The following is a 16,349-nucleotide window of genomic DNA, read 5'->3' as shown; positions in this document are numbered from 1 at the left end:
ATCTCTACTACAACTTCGGGGTTGTCCGTCGTTGTGGTGCGCACTATACGGACGCTCCTGATGGCTGTAAAGCCCCCGAACGAAAAAAATTTCAAAAAATTCAACTTGTTGATTCCGTGGGCCTATTGCCGCGCGATGGACGTGCTGCCGGGGCTGTCCAAGGCTGACATTTCCGGTTTCAATACGCCTATGCCAGAATTCATATCTATATATCCCAAGGTGAACCCCTTCTGATGGCCGATTGGCAATCCCTCGATCCCGAGGCCGCTCGCGAAGCGGAAAAATACGACAACCCTATCCCCAGCCGTGAGCTGATCCTGCAGCGCCTCGCCGACCGTGGCGAACCGGCCGCGCGCGAACAGCTGGCTGAGGAGTTCGGTCTTTACGAAGAAGACCAGATCGAAGCCCTGCGCCGCCGCCTGCGTGCCATGGAGCGCGATGGCCAGCTTATCTATACCCGGCGCGGCACCTATGCCCCGGTAGACAAGCTCGACCTGATCTGCGGCCGTGTGTCCGGCCACCGCGACGGCTTCGGCTTCCTGATTCCCGACGACGGCAGCGAAGACCTGTTCCTCAGCCCGGCGCAGATGCGCCTGGTGTTCGACGGCGACCGCGGCCTGGCCCGGGTGTCCGGCGTCGACCGCCGTGGCCGCCGCGAAGGCGTGCTGGTCGAAGTCATCTCCCGTGCCCACGAAAGCGTGGTCGGCCGCTACTTCGAAGAGGGCGGCATCGGCTATGTGACCCCGGACAACCCGAAGATCCAGCAGGAAGTGCTGGTGACCGCCGGTCGTAATGGTGGTGCCAAGATCGGCCAGTTCGTATCGATCAAGATCACCCACTGGCCGACCCCACGCTTCCAGCCCCAGGGCGACGTGGTCGAGGTCATCGGCAACTACATGGCGCCGGGCATGGAAATCGACATCGCCCTGCGCAGCTATGACATCCCGCATGTCTGGCCGCAGGAGGTGATCAAGGAGGCGCGCAAGTTCCGCTCCGAAGTCGAGGAGAAGGATAAAGAGAAGCGCATCGACCTGCGCCACCTGCCCTTCGTCACCATCGACGGCGAGGACGCCCGCGACTTCGACGACGCGGTCTACTGCGAACCCCTGGGCAAGCTGCGCCTGTTCTCCGGCGGCTGGCGCCTGTACGTGGCGATCGCCGATGTGTCCAGCTACGTGCGCCTGGGCTCGGCCCTGGATGTCGAGGCCCAGCAGCGCGGCAACTCGGTGTACTTCCCCGAGCGCGTGGTACCCATGCTGCCCGAGGAGCTGTCCAACGGCCTGTGCTCGCTGAACCCGCACGTCGATCGCCTGGCCATGGTCTGCGAAATGACCATGAACAAGGCCGGCCAGATGGTCGACTACCAGTTCTACGAAGGGGTCATCCACTCCCATGCCCGCCTGACCTACAACAAGGTCAGCAGCATGCTCGAGCACGCCCGCACCCGTGAGGGCAAGGCGCTGCGCGAGGAGTACAAGGAAGTCCTGCCGGACCTGAAGAACCTGTACAACCTGTACAAGGTGCTGGTCGATGCCCGTCACACCCGTGGCGCCATCGATTTCGAGACTCAGGAAACCCGCATCATTTTCGGCGAAGACCGCAAGATCGACGAAATTCGCCCGACTGTGCGCAACGACGCCCACAAGCTGATCGAGGAATGCATGCTGGCGGCCAACGTCGCCACCGCCGAGTTCCTGCAGAAGCACAACGTGCCTTCGCTGTACCGCGTGCACGACGGCCCGCCGCCTGAGCGCCTGGAAAAGCTGCGCGCCTTCCTCGGCGAGCTCGGCCTGACCCTGCACAAGGGCAAGGATCCATCGCCCAAGGACTACCAGCAACTGCTGGCGAGCATCGCCGGGCGCCCGGACTTCCACCTGATCCAGACTGTCATGCTGCGCTCGCTGAGCCAGGCGGTGTACAGCGTCGAGAACAATGGCCACTTTGGTCTGAACTACGAAGCCTACACCCACTTCACCTCGCCGATCCGTCGTTACCCGGACCTGCTGGTGCACCGCGCCATCCGCAGCGTGATCCGCTCGAAGGTCGATACCCCGCACGTCAAGCGTGCCGGCGCCATGAGCATCCCCAAGGCGCGCATCTACCCGTACGACGAGAACACCCTCGAGCAGATGGGCGAGCAGTGCTCGATGACCGAGCGCCGCGCCGACGAGGCCACCCGCGACGTGGTCAACTGGCTCAAGTGCGAATACATGCGCGATCGCGTGGGCGAGACCTTCCCGGGTGTGATCACCGCGGTGACCGGTTTCGGCCTGTTCATCGAGCTGACCGACATCTATGTCGAAGGCCTTGTGCACGTCAGCGCCCTGCCGGGCGACTACTACCACTTCGACCCTGTGCACCACCGCCTGTCCGGCGAGCGCAGCGGGCGCAGCTTCCGCCTGGGGGATACGGTCGAGGTCAAGGTCATGCGCGTCGACCTCGAGCAGCGCAAGATCGATTTCGAGATGTCCGAAGCCGCCGTCAATGCGCCGGTCGGCCGCAAGCCGCGCGCGGCGTCCGCCGAGCCGGCGGCACAGGCCGCGCCCGCGACCGAAGCGAAGATCTCGCCCAAGCCGCGCAGCCGCAAGGGCGAAACCGCCGAGGCGTACTTCCCGAAAGACGCCGTTCAGCGTAACGCCGAGGTGCGCAAGAGCCGCGAGATGAAAAAGGCCTTGATGAGTGATGCCAAGCACAGTGCCCACGCTGGCGGCAAAGCGGAGAAGGGCGCCAAGGCTTCGGGCAAGACCAAGCATCGCAAGGGGCCGTCGAAGTCCGGCGCGCCACGTAAGGGCAAGAGCAAGTCATGAGTCAGCTGGAAAAGATCTACGGTGTGCATGCCGTGCAGGCACTGCTGCAGCACCACCCCAAGCGCGTGAAGCAGATCTGGCTGTCCGAAGGGCGCAGCGAGCCTCGCATCCAGGCGTTGCTGGCCTTGGCCGCGGAAAACCGCGTCCAGGTCGGCCAGGCCGAGCGCCGTGAGCTCGACGCCTGGGTCGAGGGCGTGCACCAGGGCGTGGTCGCCGAGGTGAGCCCGAGCCAGGTGTGGGGTGAATTGATGCTCGAGGAATTGCTTGAGCGCACCGAAACACCGCCACTGATCCTGGTGCTCGATGGTGTCACCGATCCGCACAATCTCGGCGCTTGCCTGCGCACTGCCGATGCTGCCGGTGCCACCGCCGTGGTGATCCCCAAGGACAAGTCCGCGAGCCTGACCGCCGTGGTGCGCAAGGTGGCCTGCGGCGCCGCGGAAGTGATTCCGCTGGTGGCCGTGACCAACCTGTCCCGCACCCTGGAAAAACTCCAGCAGCGTGGCCTTTGGGTGGTCGGCACCGCCGGCGAGGCCGAGCAGGAGATCTACCAGCAGGACCTGACCGGCCCGCTGGTGATGATCATGGGGGCCGAAGGCAAGGGCATGCGTCGCCTGACCCGCGAGCACTGCGACTTCCTGGTGAAGCTGCCGATGGCTGGCAGCGTCAGCAGCCTCAACGTCTCGGTGGCAACCGGGGTGTGCCTGTTCGAGGCCGTGCGCCAGCGCCAGAAAATCTGAGAGCTGTCGGAACCCTGTAGGAGCCAGCTTTGCTGGCGAACACCGGCGTAGCCGGTGCCATGCACTGCGGCGTCTGTTTCGCCAGCAAGGCTGGCTCCTACATGAGCGCCCGACGCCGGGCTGTTCAAATATTCGCCAATCTCCTTGCTTGTCCCTCCGGCCTTCTCTACAATTGCGCCCCTTGCCGAGCTGGCAGGCGCGCATGTGCCTTCTCGCTTGGGCAAGACAGACAGTGTCATTCACTCCTTGTCTGACCAGGTTACTGGCAGACTACTAACCCGTAAGGAGCATTCATGCGTCATTACGAAATCATCTTCCTGGTTCACCCGGACCAGAGCGAGCAAGTCGGCGGCATGGTTGAGCGTTACACCAAGCTGATCGAAGAAGACGGTGGCAAGATCCACCGCCTGGAAGACTGGGGCCGTCGTCAACTGGCCTACGCAATCAATAATGTTCACAAGGCTCACTACGTGATGCTGAACGTTGAGTGCACCGGCAAGGCCCTGGCCGAGCTGGAAGACAACTTCCGCTACAACGATGCCGTGATCCGTAACCTGGTCATCCGTCGCGACGAAGCCGTTACCGGCCCGTCCGAGATGCTCAAGGCCGAAGAGAACCGCAGCGAGCGCCGTGAGCGTCGCGAACGTCCTGAGCATGCTGATGGCGCCGAAGGCGACGACAGCAATGACAGCGACAACAGCGATAACGCTGACGAGTAATCCACGGACCTTTTGAGGAGCCAATCACATGGCACGTTTCTTCCGTCGTCGTAAATTCTGCCGCTTCACTGCTGAAGACGTGAAAGAGATCGACTTCAAAGATCTCAACACCCTGAAAGCTTACGTATCCGAAACCGGCAAGATCGTTCCAAGCCGCATCACCGGTACCAAAGCTCGTTATCAGCGTCAGCTGGCCACCGCTATCAAGCGCGCCCGCTTCCTGGCCCTGCTGCCCTACACCGACAGCCACGGCCGCTGAGACCGGGTCGTCGACTTAAGTAGCAAGGGATAAGCATGCGAGCGTTAGCGGGCTTCATCATGCGCGGTCGTGTGCAGGCCACCCTCGTGGTGGTCATCAGCGCGGTACTGCCGCTGCTGTTCTGGTTGAGTGCCGCCGCCGGGAGCCTGGTGTTCCTGCGGCGTGGGTTCAAGGACGCGTCATCGGTCATCGCCTGGGGCCTTTTGCCGGCGGTGGCCATGTGGTTCTTCGGCGAACCGAGCACCTTGCTGGTGCTGTTGGGGACGCTGGGGCTGGCCGCTTTGTTGCGTGCCGGGCATTCCTGGAACCGGGTGCTGCTGTCCAGCATCGTATTAGGCCTGGTCTATGGCCTGATCCTGGACGTGGCGCTGCGCGAGACTTTCGAGGTGCTGGCCAAGGCGCTTGAAAAAGCCCTGCCGCAGTTCGAAGGCAAGCCAGTGTTGCCTGGTGAGCTGATCGGCCCTTTGCTGGTCGCTTCCAGTGCGGTGATGCTGCAGTTGTTCAGCGTGGTGGCTTTGATGCTGGCGCGCTACTGGCAAGCCGAGTTGTACAACCCCGGCGGTTTCGGTCGCGAGTTCCGCGACGTGAGGCTGCCGCCAGTATCGATGCTGGCGCTGGTGTCGCTGATGGTGCTGGGCCCGTTCCTCGGGTCGCAGTTCATCGTGCTGGCATCGGCATCAAGCCTGGTACTGCTGCTCGCTGCCCTCGCCCTGGTTCATGGGCTGGTGGCACAAGGGCGACTGGCCGGTTTCTGGCTGGTGGGGCTGTACGTGACGCTGCCGCTGCTCATGCAGCTGATTTATCCGTTGCTCGTGGTTTTGGCCATTGTCGACAGCCTGTTTGATTTTCGCGGTCGCAAGTCCCCTTCACAGGGTGACGACTCCGCGAACGGTGAAGGTTAAAAGTTAAGAGGTTTTACCAAATGGAACTGATCCTGCTGGAAAAAGTCGCCAACCTGGGTAACCTGGGCGACAAAGTAAATGTTAAGGCCGGTTACGGCCGTAACTTCCTGCTGCCTTTCGGCAAGGCCACCGTTGCCAACGCCGCCAACCTGGCTGCGTTCGAAGAGCGCCGTGCCGAGCTGGAAAAAGCCGCAGCAGACAAGAAAGCTTCGGCTGAAAGCCGTGCTGCCCAACTGGCCGAGCTGGAAGTGACCATCACTGCCACCGCTGGCGACGAAGGCAAGCTGTTCGGTTCGATCGGCACCCACGACATCGCTGACGCCCTGACCGCCTCCGGCGTTGAAGTGGCCAAGGCTGAAGTTCGTCTGCCGAACGGCACCATCCGTCAGGTTGGCGAATACGACGTAGCCGTGCACCTGCACAGCGACGTTGAAGCCACCGTACGCGTGGTTGTCGTAGCTGCCTAAGCTGCGCTGATCGGCTGGCCCCTTGCGGGCCGGGCGGTTAACATCGGGCACGGTCCTGTTCTGAACAGGCCGTGCCCTTTGTCTTTTTCATCTTCCAGAATTCTTTCGTGGCCATGAACGAGATCACCCATCCCGAACAGCTCGACCTGCAAACCGCTGCCCTGAAGGTGCCGCCGCATTCCATCGAGGCCGAACAGGCCGTGCTCGGTGGCCTGATGCTGGACAACAACGCCTGGGAGCGGGTGCTGGACCAGGTGTCGGATGGCGATTTCTACCGGCATGACCACCGCCTGATCTTCCGCGCCATCCACAAGCTGGTGGATGCCAACCAGCCGTTCGACGTGGTGACCCTGCACGAGCAGTTGGACAAGGAAGGCGTGTCCACGCAAGTGGGCGGCCTGGCCTACCTCGCCGAGCTGGCCAAGAACACCCCGTCGGTGGCCAACATCAAGGCCTACGCTGCGATCATCCGCGAGCGGGCCACGCTGCGTCAGCTGATCAGCATCAGCACCGACATCGCCGACAACGCCTTCAACCCGCAAGGGCGTAATGCCGAGGAAATCCTCGACGACGCCGAGCGGCAGATCTTCCAGATCGCCGAGGCGCGGCCGAAGACCGGCGGCCCGGTGGGGGTCAACGAGCTGTTGACCATGGCCATCGACCGGATCGACACGCTGTTCAACTCCGACAGCGATATCACCGGGGTTTCCACCGGGTATACCGACCTGGATGAGAAGACCAGTGGCCTGCAGGCCGCCGACCTGATCATCGTCGCGGGCCGCCCCTCGATGGGCAAGACCACCTTCGCCATGAACCTGGTGGAAAATGCCGTGTTGCGCAGTGACAAGGTGGTGTTGGTGTTCTCCCTCGAGATGCCCGGTGAGTCGCTGATCATGCGTATGCTCTCGTCCCTCGGCCGCATCGACCAGACCAAGGTGCGTTCCGGCCAACTGGACGACGACGACTGGCCGCGGCTCACGTCGGCGGTCAACCTGCTCAACGACCGCAAGCTGTTCATCGACGATACCGCTGGCATCAGCCCTTCAGAGATGCGTGCGCGGACCCGCCGCCTGGCGCGTGAGCATGGCGAGATCGGCATGATCATGGTCGACTACTTGCAGCTGATGCAGATTCCGGGGTCCGCCGGCGACAACCGGACCAACGAGATTTCCGAGATCTCCCGCTCGCTCAAGGCGCTGGCCAAGGAGTTCAACTGCCCGGTGATCGCCCTGTCGCAGCTCAACCGCTCCCTGGAACAGCGCCCGAACAAGCGCCCGGTCAACTCCGACCTGCGTGAATCGGGTGCGATCGAGCAGGACGCCGACGTGATCATGTTCGTGTATCGCGACGAGGTGTATCACCCCGAGACCGAGCACAAGGGCGTGGCCGAGATCATCATTGGTAAGCAGCGTAACGGCCCCATCGGCTTCGTGCGCCTGGCGTTCATCGGCAAGTACACCCGCTTCGAGAACCTCGCGCCGGGCATGTACAACTTCGACGACGACGAATAAAGGCTTTCCGGGAACCTGTAGGAGCGGCCTTGCCGAGGCGTCGGACCGGCCGGAAAGGGCCGCATAGCGGCCCCTGCATTTTTCGCTACCATTGAATTGCTGGGGCCGCTGCGCAGCCCTTTCCGGCCGGTCCGACGCCTCGGCAAGGCCGCTCCTACAGAGACCGTGGCCACCACGTTATTCGTCTGCCCCATGAATCCGACCACTATCGTCGGATTTGGTCAAAATTTGTGCTATATTCCGCGCCCGCGATTTTCCTGCACATTAGAACCGGTCACTGACATGCAAGCAGCCAAACCACTCTACGACTATCCCAAGTACTGGGCCGAATGCTTCGGGCCAGCGCCGTTCCTGCCCATGAGCAGGGAGGAGATGGATCAGCTCGGCTGGGATTCCTGCGACATCATCATCGTGACCGGCGACGCTTACGTCGACCATGCCTCGTTCGGCATGGCGATCATCGGCCGTCTGCTGGAAGCCCAGGGCTTCCGCGTGGGCATCATCGCCCAGCCGAACTGGCAGTCGAAAGACGACTTCATGAAGCTCGGCGAGCCGAACCTGTTCTTCGGTGTCGCGGCCGGCAACATGGACTCGATGATCAACCGCTACACCGCGGACAAGAAAATCCGCTCCGACGACGCCTATACGCCCGGCGGCATGGCCGGCAAGCGCCCGGACCGCGCCAGCCTGGTGTACAGCCAGCGCTGCAAGGAAGCCTACAAGCACGTACCGATCGTGCTCGGCGGCATCGAGGCCTCGCTGCGCCGCATTGCCCACTACGACTACTGGCAGGACAAGGTCCGCCACTCGATCCTGGTCGATGCCAGTGCCGACATCCTGCTGTACGGCAACGCCGAGCGAGCGATCGTCGAGGTCGCCCAGCGCCTGTCCCAGGGCGAAAGCATCGAGCACATCACCGACGTGCGCGGCACCGCGTTCATTCGCCGCGACACGCCACAGGGCTGGTTCGAGATCGACTCCACCCGCATCGACCGCCCGGGGCGGGTCGACAAGATCATCAACCCGTACGTGAACACCCAGGACACCCAGGCCTGTGCCATCGAGCAGGCCAAGGGCGACCAGGAAGACCCGAACGAAGCCAAGGTCGTGCAGATTCTCGACAGCCCGAGCGTCACCCGCGAGAAGTCGGTGATTCGCCTGCCATCGTTCGAGAAGGTACGCAACGACCCGGTGCTCTACGCCCACGCCAACCGCGTGTTGCACCTGGAAACCAACCCGGGCAACGCCCGCGCCCTGGTGCAGAAACATGGCGAAGTGGATGTGTGGTTCAACCCGCCACCCATCCCCATGACCACCGAAGAGATGGACTACGTGTTCGGCATGCCCTACGCGCGCGTCCCGCACCCGGCCTACGGCAAGGAGCGCATCCCGGCCTACGAGATGATCCGCTTCTCGGTGAACATCATGCGTGGCTGCTTCGGTGGCTGCACCTTCTGTTCGATCACCGAGCACGAAGGCCGGATCATCCAGAACCGCTCCCACGACTCGATCATCCGCGAGATCGAGGAGATGCGCGACAAGGTGCCGGGCTTCACCGGCGTGGTCTCCGACCTCGGCGGCCCGACCGCCAACATGTACCGCATCGCCTGCAAGAGCCACGACATCGAGAAGCACTGCCGCAAGCCGTCATGCGTGTTCCCGGGGATCTGCGAGAACCTCAACACCGACCACAGCTCGCTGATCGAACTGTACCGTAAGGCCCGCGCCCTGCCGGGGGTGAAGAAGATCCTGATCGCCTCGGGCCTGCGTTACGACCTGGCGGTGGAATCGCCGGAGTATGTACGCGAACTGGTGACCCACCACGTTGGCGGTTACTTGAAGATCGCCCCGGAGCACACCGAGCGTGGCCCGCTGGACAAGATGATGAAGCCGGGCATCGGCACCTACGACCGCTTCAAGCGCATGTTCGAGAAGTTCTCGAAGGAAGCGGGCAAGGAGCAGTACCTGATCCCGTACTTCATCGCCGCCCACCCGGGCACCACCGACGAAGACATGATGAACCTGGCGCTGTGGCTCAAGGGTAACGGTTTCCGTGCCGACCAGGTGCAGGCGTTCTACCCCTCGCCGATGGCCTCGGCCACCGCGATGTACCACTCCGGCAAGAACCCGCTGCGCAAGGTTACCTACAAGAGCGAAGGGGTGGAGATCGTCAAGAGCGAGGAGCAGCGCCGGTTGCACAAGGCGTTCCTGCGCTACCACGACCCGAAGGGCTGGCCGATGCTGCGTGAAGCGCTGCAGCGCATGGGCCGCGCCGACCTGATCGGGCCGGGCAAGCACCAGCTGATCCCGCTGCACCAGCCGCAGACCGACAGCTACCAGAGTGCGCGGCGCAAGAACTCGACCCCGGCCGGCAGCCACAAGGTGGGCAAGGACCAGAAGATCCTCACCCAGCACACCGGCCTGCCGCCGCGTGCCAGCGACGGCAGCAAACCGTGGGACAAGCGCGAGAAGGCCAAGGCCGAGGCGTTCGCCCGCAACCAGCAGGCGGCCAAGGAGCGCAAGGAAGCGGCCAAGGGTGGCAAGGGCAAGAAGCCGCGCCAGCCAGTCATTCCGCGTTGATTGATCGTTCTTGGGGCTGCTTTGCAGCCCTTTCGCGGCACAAGGCCGCTCCTACAGGCGATTGCGGTCTTCTGTAGGAGCGGCCTTGTGCCGCGAAAGGACCGCAAAGCGGTCCCGGGATTTCAGCTTTCAATCCGGCCGCTTGTCGACCCACTTCGGCAACACCGGCGACTCGAACCGATCCATCCCCTCCAGCAGCGCCTCCGGCTGCTGGCCGAGCAACAGCATCGCCCGGTGCTGCGGCCGCACGAAACCTTCCTCGACGATATGGTCGAGGAAGCCGCCCAATTTTTCATAGAACCCGTTCACATCCAGCAGCCCCAGCGGCTTGGCGTGATAGCCCAGTTGGCCCCAGGTCCACACTTCGAACAGCTCTTCAAGCGTGCCCAGGCCGCCCGGCAGGGCGATAAAGGCATCGCTGAGCTCGGCCATGCGCGCTTTGCGCGCGTGCATGCCATCCACCACTTCAAGGCGGGTCAGGCCCTTGTGGCCGATCTCGGCGTTCATCAGGCTTTCGGGAATGATGCCGATGACCTCGCCACCGGCGGCCAGGGCGGCGTCGGCGACAGTGCCCATCAGCCCCACCGCGCCACCGCCGTACACCAGCGTCAGGCCACGGCGGGCGATGGCCTGGCCCAGGGCGATGGCGGCTTCGCGGTAGGCGGGGTTGGCGCCGATGCTGGCGCCACAGAAGACACAAACGGAACGTACAGGCATTGCTTATCTCCCTTTACATGCGCGCACAGGGTAAGGCGCATGCCTGTCGCTTCCAAGGGGGGGTTACTCGGGGCGGGCGAACTCGCAGACCGCCGCGCCACTGGCACCACTGGCATAGGCAGCCAGCAGGCTGCGCATCAGGCTGTTCAAGGTCATGGCAATTACTCCTAAATGAGAGGTTGTCCCATCGTCTAGTAAGAGGGCATGATGTGCACTTTGATTGGTTGTATACAATCCATTGAACAAATCTACTGCCTGGCCACTTGACACCCCTTGACCCACATCAGGGACGGGCGTTCCGGTTTCAGGCAGACTCGCAATTGATAAACCCCTGCCAAGGAGATTCATGATGTTTGCGAAAGCTGTAGCGGTATCCCTGCTGACCCTCGCCAGCGCTTCTGTCTTCGCAGCCGAGTGTTCGGTGACTGTCGACTCGACCGACCAGATGTCGTTCAACACCAAGGAAATCACGGTCGACAAGAGCTGCAAGGAGTTCACCGTCAAACTGACCCACTCCGGCAACCTGCCGAAGAACGTCATGGGTCACAACCTGGTGATCAGCAAGACCGCCGATATGCAGGGCATCGCCACCGAAGGCATGTCCCAGGGTCTGGAGAAGGACTACATCAAGGCCGACAACGCCGCGATCATCGCCCACACCAAGATGATCGGCGCGCCTGAGAAAGAAACCGAAGTGAAATTCGATGCGACCAAGCTGGAAGCCGGTGGCGACTACAGCTTCTTCTGCACCTTCCCGGGCCACATCTCGATGATGAAGGGCAAGGTCATCGTCAAGTAAAGATTGGCTGAGCAAGGGAGGGCATTGCCCTCCGTTCGCGGCACAAGGCCGCTCCTACAGGGGATTGCATACCTTCTGTAGGAGCGGCCTTGTGCCGCGATGGGCCGCAAAGCGGCCCCTTCAGGCCTCAAGGCGCGAACGGCAACTCGCGCTTGTGCTGGGTCTTGCGGTAGGTGGCGACGATGATGTCGAACGCTTCCTGGCTCACCGGCTGCCCATGCAGGAACGCATCGATCTGCTGGTAGGTCACCCCGTGTGACGCCTCGTCAGGCTTGCCTGGCTCCAAGTCTTCCAGGTCCGCGGTCGGCACCTTCTCCACCAGCGACTCCGGCGCGCCAAAGCTGCGCGCGATCGCCCGTACCTGGTTCTTCACCAGCCCGCTCAACGGTGCCAGGTCGCAGGCCCCATCACCGAACTTGGTAAAGAAGCCCATCACCGCCTCGGCGGCATGGTCGGTGCCGATCACCAGGCCCGCGCGGGCGCCGGCGACCGTGTATTGGGCGACCATGCGGGTGCGCGCCTTGATGTTGCCGACGACGAAGTCCACCAGGGTCGGCGAGCCGTTCTTCAGTTCCTTGACTTCCGCAGCCAGGGCCTTCACGGCCGGGGCGATGTCGATGGTGTGCACTTCATCGGCCTTGATCACCTCCAGGCAGGCCTGGGCGTCGTGCTCGTCGTGCTGTACATGGTACGGCAGGCGCACGGCGATGAAGCTGTAGGCCTTGTCGCCGGTCTCGCTACGCAGCTCGTTGATGGCACGCTGGGCGAGCAGGGCGGCAGTCAGCGAGTCAACGCCGCCGCTGATGCCCAGCACCAGGGTCTTGAGCCGGGCGTTATTCAGGCAGTCCTTGATGAAGGCCACGCGCCGGGCGACTTCCTGCTCGAGCGCGGCGGCGCCTTCGAACGGTGGCTGCACCTTGAGCGCCTGGGCAATCTCTTGCTGAACGGCTTGCATGGGTTACTCCTTGCTGGGGACTTTGAAGACATGACGCAGGTAGGTGACGAAATTCTCGTCGCGGCACTGGGTCTTGGCGGCTTCGTCGGAGATCTTCGCCACCGGCGAGCCGTTGCAGTCGGTCATTTTAAGCACGATGTTCATGGGCGCCACACCGGGGATGTCGCAGGTCAGGTTGGTACCGATACCGAAACTGACGTTGATGCGCCCGCGCAGGGCACGGAAGATTTCCAGTGAACGGGTGAGGTTCAGGCCATCGGAGAACACCAGGGTCTTGGTCATCGGGTCGATGCCCAGCTTCTGGTAGTGGGCGATGGCCTTCTCGGCCCAGGCCACCGGCTCGCCCGAGTCGTGGCGCAAACCATCGAAGAGCTTGGCGAAGTACAGGTCGAAATCCTTCAGGAACGCATCCATGGTGATGCAGTCGGTCAGGGCGATGCCCAGCAGGCCGCGGTATTCACGCACCCAGCAGTCGAGCGCGGCGATCTGGCTGTCGATCAGCCGCGGGCCGAGCTGCTGGTGGGCCATGATCCACTCATGGGCCATGGTGCCCAGGGGCTTGATATCCAGTTTCCATGCCAGGTCGACGTTGCTGGTACCAACGAAACGGGCCGGGAAGTCGTCGCGCAGCACGCGCACCACTTCCTCCTGGACGCGGCTGGAGAAGCGCCGCCGGGTGCCGAAGTCGGCCACCTGCAGGTGGGCCAGCTCGTCGTCGCTGGCATGGGCGCTCAACCAGTCGAACTTGCGATGCAGCTGGTCGCGCGCTTCAGAAAGGCGCATGCGTGGGTGCAGGTGGCGGTTGCGCACTTCGCTGATGATCGCCAGCAGCGGCACCTCGAACAGGATCACGTGCAGCCAGGGGCCGCGGATACGCAAGTACAGCTGGTCGTGCTCGATGCCGACGCGCACGTAGCGCAGGTTGAAGCGGAACAGGCGCAGGAAACGCAGGAAGTCGGGCTTGAGGAAGCTGATGCGTTCGAGGAAGGCCAGTTGCTCGTCTTCCAGGGTCAGTTCGCTGAGCAGCTCGAGCTGGTGGCGGATCTCGCCCAGGTAGGGGCGCAGGTCCTCGCCGTTGCGGCAGCGGAATTCCCATTCGACGTCGGCGTCCGGGTAGTTGTGCAGCACCGCCTGCATCATCGTCAGCTTGTAGAAGTCGGTGTCGAGCAGGTTGTGCACGATGCGCTCGGCGAATGCGCTCTCGCTCATCAGGTGGGGCTCCAGGGCGTCGAATGGTGGCTATTGTGCCAGCCTTTGCGGGGTTGATGTGCCTGGTTCGCCGGCAAGCCGGCTCCTACAGGTTTGGCGACTTGCCGGCGAACCCGCCAAAACAGGTGTTTTTCCGTGCACCGACTAGCCTTTAAACGGTGCCCCCTGTAGCAGTCACGCACCAGCGGTGTGCACTTCGGTGACGTCCGCTGTTACAGGTCGGTTGCACGTTAACACTCGCAAGGGTTGCAATGATGGCGCTCGCAGGTTGCTCCTTGTCTAGGCGTGTCGGTAGCGCTCGCTCCGAGGTAGACGGTTGCACGCTCAATAAAGAAAAGGCCGTCGGTCGCCTGTCACAACACCCCGTCGTGTGTTTTCCCGGAAGACAAAACCACTGGCACGGCCCTTGCTCGGAGCACAGGGCTGAGAAGTTGTAGTGCCAACCAAAAAAAATACTCTAGGAGCACCACCTCATGTCGCAGACGTTTTACAAGAAAGGTTTCCTGGCACTGGCCGTGGCCACGGCACTGGGTGTTTCTTCGTATGTTCAGGCCGACGTCAAGTTTGGCGTCGCAGGCCCCATGACCGGGGCCAACGCAGCGTTTGGCGAGCAGTACATGAAAGGTGCCCAGGCGGCAGCCGACAAGATCAACGCCGCTGGCGGGGTGAACGGCGAGAAGATCATTCTCGTCAAGGGCGATGACGCCTGCGAACCCAAGCAGGCCGTGGCCGTTGCCAACCGGCTGGTTGACCAGGACAAAGTCATCGGCGTGGTCGGTCACTTCTGTTCCTCCAACACCATTCCCGCCTCCGAGGTGTACGACGAAGCCGGCGTGATCGCCATCACCCCGGGCTCGACCAACCCGCAGGTCACCGAGCGCGGTCTGTCGGCCATGTTCCGCATGTGCGGTCGTGACGACCAGCAGGGCATCGTCGCCGGCGACTACATCGTCGACGTGCTCAAGGGCAAGAAAGTGGCGGTGCTGCACGACAAGGATACCTACGGCCAGGGCCTGGCCGATGCGACCAAGGCACAGCTGACCAAGCGTGGCGTCACGCCGGTGCTGTACGAAGGCCTGACCCGTGGCGAGAAGGACTTCAGCGCCGTGGTCACCAAGATCCGCGCCGCCGGTGCCGACGTCGTCTACTTCGGCGGCCTGCACCCGGAAGCCGGCCCGCTGGTGCGCCAACTGCGCGAGCAGGGCCTGAAGGACGTCAAGTTCATGTCCGACGACGGCATTGTCACCGACGAACTGGTGGCCACCGCGGGCGGCGCCCAGTACGTCGACGGCGTGTACATGACCTTCGGCGCCGACCCACGCCTGCTGCCCGACAGCAAGGCGGTGGTGGAAGAGTTCCGCAAGGCCGGCACCGAACCCGAAGGCTACACCCTGTACGCGTACGCCTCGGTCCAGGCCCTGGCCGCCGCGTTCAACGGCGCCAAGTCGAACAAGGGCGAGGACGCCGCCAAGTGGCTCAAGGCCAACCCGGTCAAGACCGTCATGGGTGAGAAGAAGTGGGACAGCAAGGGTGACCTGACTGTATCGGACTACGTGGTCTACCAGTGGGACAAGGACGGCAAGTACCACCAGCTGGAAAAACAAAAATAACAACGGCATCCGGCCTGGGCGCCTGTGCGCCCGGGCCGCTGCCCCGCGGTACCCGTCTTTATCCGTAGATCTGCACAGTTCTGCGCTGCGAGGGCCGCTTCATCCGTGGCCTGCCGTGGTCGGCGCTCGTGCAATCTCAATCAGGTGAGATTGCGTTATGGATGGTATTTTCCTGCAGCAACTGGTCAACGGCCTGACCCTCGGGTCGGTCTATGGCCTGATCGCCATCGGCTACACAATGGTCTATGGCATCATCGGCATGATCAACTTCGCGCACGGCGAGGTGTACATGATCTCCGCGTACCTCGCGGCGATCAGCCTGGCATTGCTGGCCTACTTCGGCGTCGAGTCCTTCCCCCTGCTGATGCTGGGCACGCTGTTGTTCACCGTCGTCGTTACCGGCGTCTATGGCTTCACCATCGAGCGCATCGCCTACAAACCCCTGCGCAACTCCACCCGCCTGGCACCGCTGATCAGCGCCATTGGTATCTCGCTGATCCTGCAGAACTACGCGCAGATCAGCCAGGGCGCGCGCCAGCAAGGCGTACCCACCCTGCTCGAAGGCGCCTGGCGCGTCGAGGTGGGCAGCGGTTTCGTGCAACTGACCTACACCAAGATCTTCATCCTGGTGGCCGCGTTCGTCGGCATGGGCCTGCTCACCTACGTGATCAAGTACACCAAGCTCGGCCGCATGTGCCGGGCCACGCAACAGGACCGCAAGATGGCTTCGATCCTGGGGATCAACACCGACCGGGTGATCTCCTACGTGTTCGTCATCGGCGCGGTGATGGCGGCGCTGGCCGGCGTGCTGATCACCATGAACTACGGCACCTTCGACTTCTACGCCGGCTTCATCATCGGCATCAAGGCGTTCACCGCCGCGGTGCTCGGGGGGATCGGCTCGCTGCCGGGCGCGATGCTCGGCGGGATCATCCTGGGTATCTCCGAATCGCTGTTCTCCGGTTTGATCAACTCCGACTACAAGGATGTGTTCAGCTTCTCGCTGCTGGTGATGATCCTTATCTTCCGTCCGCAAGGCCTGCTGGGTCGCCCGCTCGTGGCTAAGGTGTGAAC

Annotated in this window: 14 protein-coding genes; 11 read left to right on the top strand and 3 right to left on the bottom strand. The window is 62.8% G+C overall.

Annotated features, from left to right (window positions below; translation table 11 throughout):
* Positions 1-233: 233 nt before the first annotated feature.
* The 8 genes from rnr (at position 234) to NGM28_RS00940 (ending at position 9,985) form a co-directional block, all read left to right on the top strand.
* Positions 234-2,807, top strand: coding sequence for a ribonuclease R (rnr, locus tag NGM28_RS00975; RefSeq protein WP_240066371.1), 2,574 nt, complete (start codon positions 234-236; stop codon positions 2,805-2,807).
* Positions 2,804-3,547, top strand: coding sequence for a 23S rRNA (guanosine(2251)-2'-O)-methyltransferase RlmB (gene rlmB, locus NGM28_RS00970; RefSeq protein WP_213658523.1), 744 nt, complete (start codon positions 2,804-2,806; stop codon positions 3,545-3,547). The genes rnr and rlmB overlap by 4 nt, the downstream gene beginning before the upstream one ends.
* Positions 3,548-3,840: 293 nt before the next feature.
* On the top strand, positions 3,841-4,266 hold the full coding sequence (gene rpsF / locus NGM28_RS00965; RefSeq protein ID WP_011535936.1) for a 30S ribosomal protein S6: 426 nt from the start codon (positions 3,841-3,843) through the stop codon (positions 4,264-4,266).
* Between the two features lie 28 nt (positions 4,267-4,294).
* The gene (gene rpsR / locus NGM28_RS00960; protein ID WP_003249563.1) at positions 4,295-4,525 is read left to right on the top strand and encodes a 30S ribosomal protein S18; all 231 of its coding nucleotides are present in this window, start codon (positions 4,295-4,297) and stop codon (positions 4,523-4,525) included.
* A gap of 35 nt (positions 4,526-4,560) precedes the next feature.
* Positions 4,561-5,427 carry a hypothetical protein gene (locus NGM28_RS00955; RefSeq protein ID WP_240066370.1) on the top strand — a complete coding sequence of 289 codons (867 nt, stop codon included), beginning with the start codon at positions 4,561-4,563 and terminating at the stop codon, positions 5,425-5,427.
* A gap of 20 nt (positions 5,428-5,447) precedes the next feature.
* The gene (gene rplI, locus NGM28_RS00950) at positions 5,448-5,894 is read left to right on the top strand and encodes a 50S ribosomal protein L9 (RefSeq protein WP_011535934.1); all 447 of its coding nucleotides are present in this window, start codon (positions 5,448-5,450) and stop codon (positions 5,892-5,894) included.
* A 113-nt stretch (positions 5,895-6,007) separates the two neighbouring features.
* On the top strand, positions 6,008-7,405 hold the full coding sequence (gene dnaB, locus NGM28_RS00945; protein WP_240066369.1) for a replicative DNA helicase: 1,398 nt from the start codon (positions 6,008-6,010) through the stop codon (positions 7,403-7,405).
* Positions 7,406-7,687: 282 nt separating this feature from the next.
* The gene (locus NGM28_RS00940; protein ID WP_248917642.1) at positions 7,688-9,985 is read left to right on the top strand and encodes a YgiQ family radical SAM protein; all 2,298 of its coding nucleotides are present in this window, start codon (positions 7,688-7,690) and stop codon (positions 9,983-9,985) included.
* 129 nt (positions 9,986-10,114) lie between these two features.
* Here the strand turns inward: NGM28_RS00940 and NGM28_RS00935 are convergent, their stop codons facing one another.
* Positions 10,115-10,702, bottom strand: coding sequence for a cytokinin riboside 5'-monophosphate phosphoribohydrolase (locus tag NGM28_RS00935; protein ID WP_240066367.1), 588 nt, complete (start codon positions 10,700-10,702; stop codon positions 10,115-10,117).
* Positions 10,703-11,051: 349 nt separating this feature from the next.
* On the opposite strand from NGM28_RS00935, the gene azu reads away from it, so the two are divergent.
* Positions 11,052-11,501: an azurin gene (azu, locus tag NGM28_RS00930; protein ID WP_252088431.1), complete on the top strand. Its 450-nt coding sequence runs from the start codon at positions 11,052-11,054 to the stop codon at positions 11,499-11,501.
* A gap of 127 nt (positions 11,502-11,628) precedes the next feature.
* On the opposite strand, the gene nadE is transcribed toward azu, so the two are convergent.
* Both nadE and pncB read right to left on the bottom strand, forming a co-directional pair.
* Positions 11,629-12,456: an NAD(+) synthase gene (nadE, locus tag NGM28_RS00925; protein ID WP_252088430.1), complete on the bottom strand. Its 828-nt coding sequence runs from the start codon at positions 12,454-12,456 to the stop codon at positions 11,629-11,631.
* 3 nt (positions 12,457-12,459) lie between these two features.
* Complete coding sequence (gene pncB, locus NGM28_RS00920) at positions 12,460-13,665, bottom strand: nicotinate phosphoribosyltransferase (RefSeq protein WP_252088429.1); 1,206 nt, start codon at positions 13,663-13,665, stop codon at positions 12,460-12,462.
* A 473-nt stretch (positions 13,666-14,138) separates the two neighbouring features.
* On the opposite strand from pncB, the gene NGM28_RS00915 reads away from it, so the two are divergent.
* Both NGM28_RS00915 and NGM28_RS00910 read left to right on the top strand, forming a co-directional pair.
* Entirely contained in the window at positions 14,139-15,275 is a 1,137-nt protein-coding gene (locus NGM28_RS00915) for a branched-chain amino acid ABC transporter substrate-binding protein (RefSeq protein ID WP_240066364.1), read from the top strand.
* Positions 15,276-15,432: 157 nt separating this feature from the next.
* Positions 15,433-16,347 carry an ABC transporter permease subunit gene (locus tag NGM28_RS00910; RefSeq protein WP_044488501.1) on the top strand — a complete coding sequence of 305 codons (915 nt, stop codon included), beginning with the start codon at positions 15,433-15,435 and terminating at the stop codon, positions 16,345-16,347.
* Positions 16,348-16,349: the final 2 nt, after the last annotated feature.

The sequence above is a fragment of the Pseudomonas sp. MWU13-3659 genome (genome assembly GCF_023757525.1).
Classification (GTDB): Bacteria; Pseudomonadota; Gammaproteobacteria; order Pseudomonadales; family Pseudomonadaceae; genus Aquipseudomonas; species Aquipseudomonas entomophila_E.
This window is presented reverse-complemented; position numbering and strand designations above follow the sequence as displayed.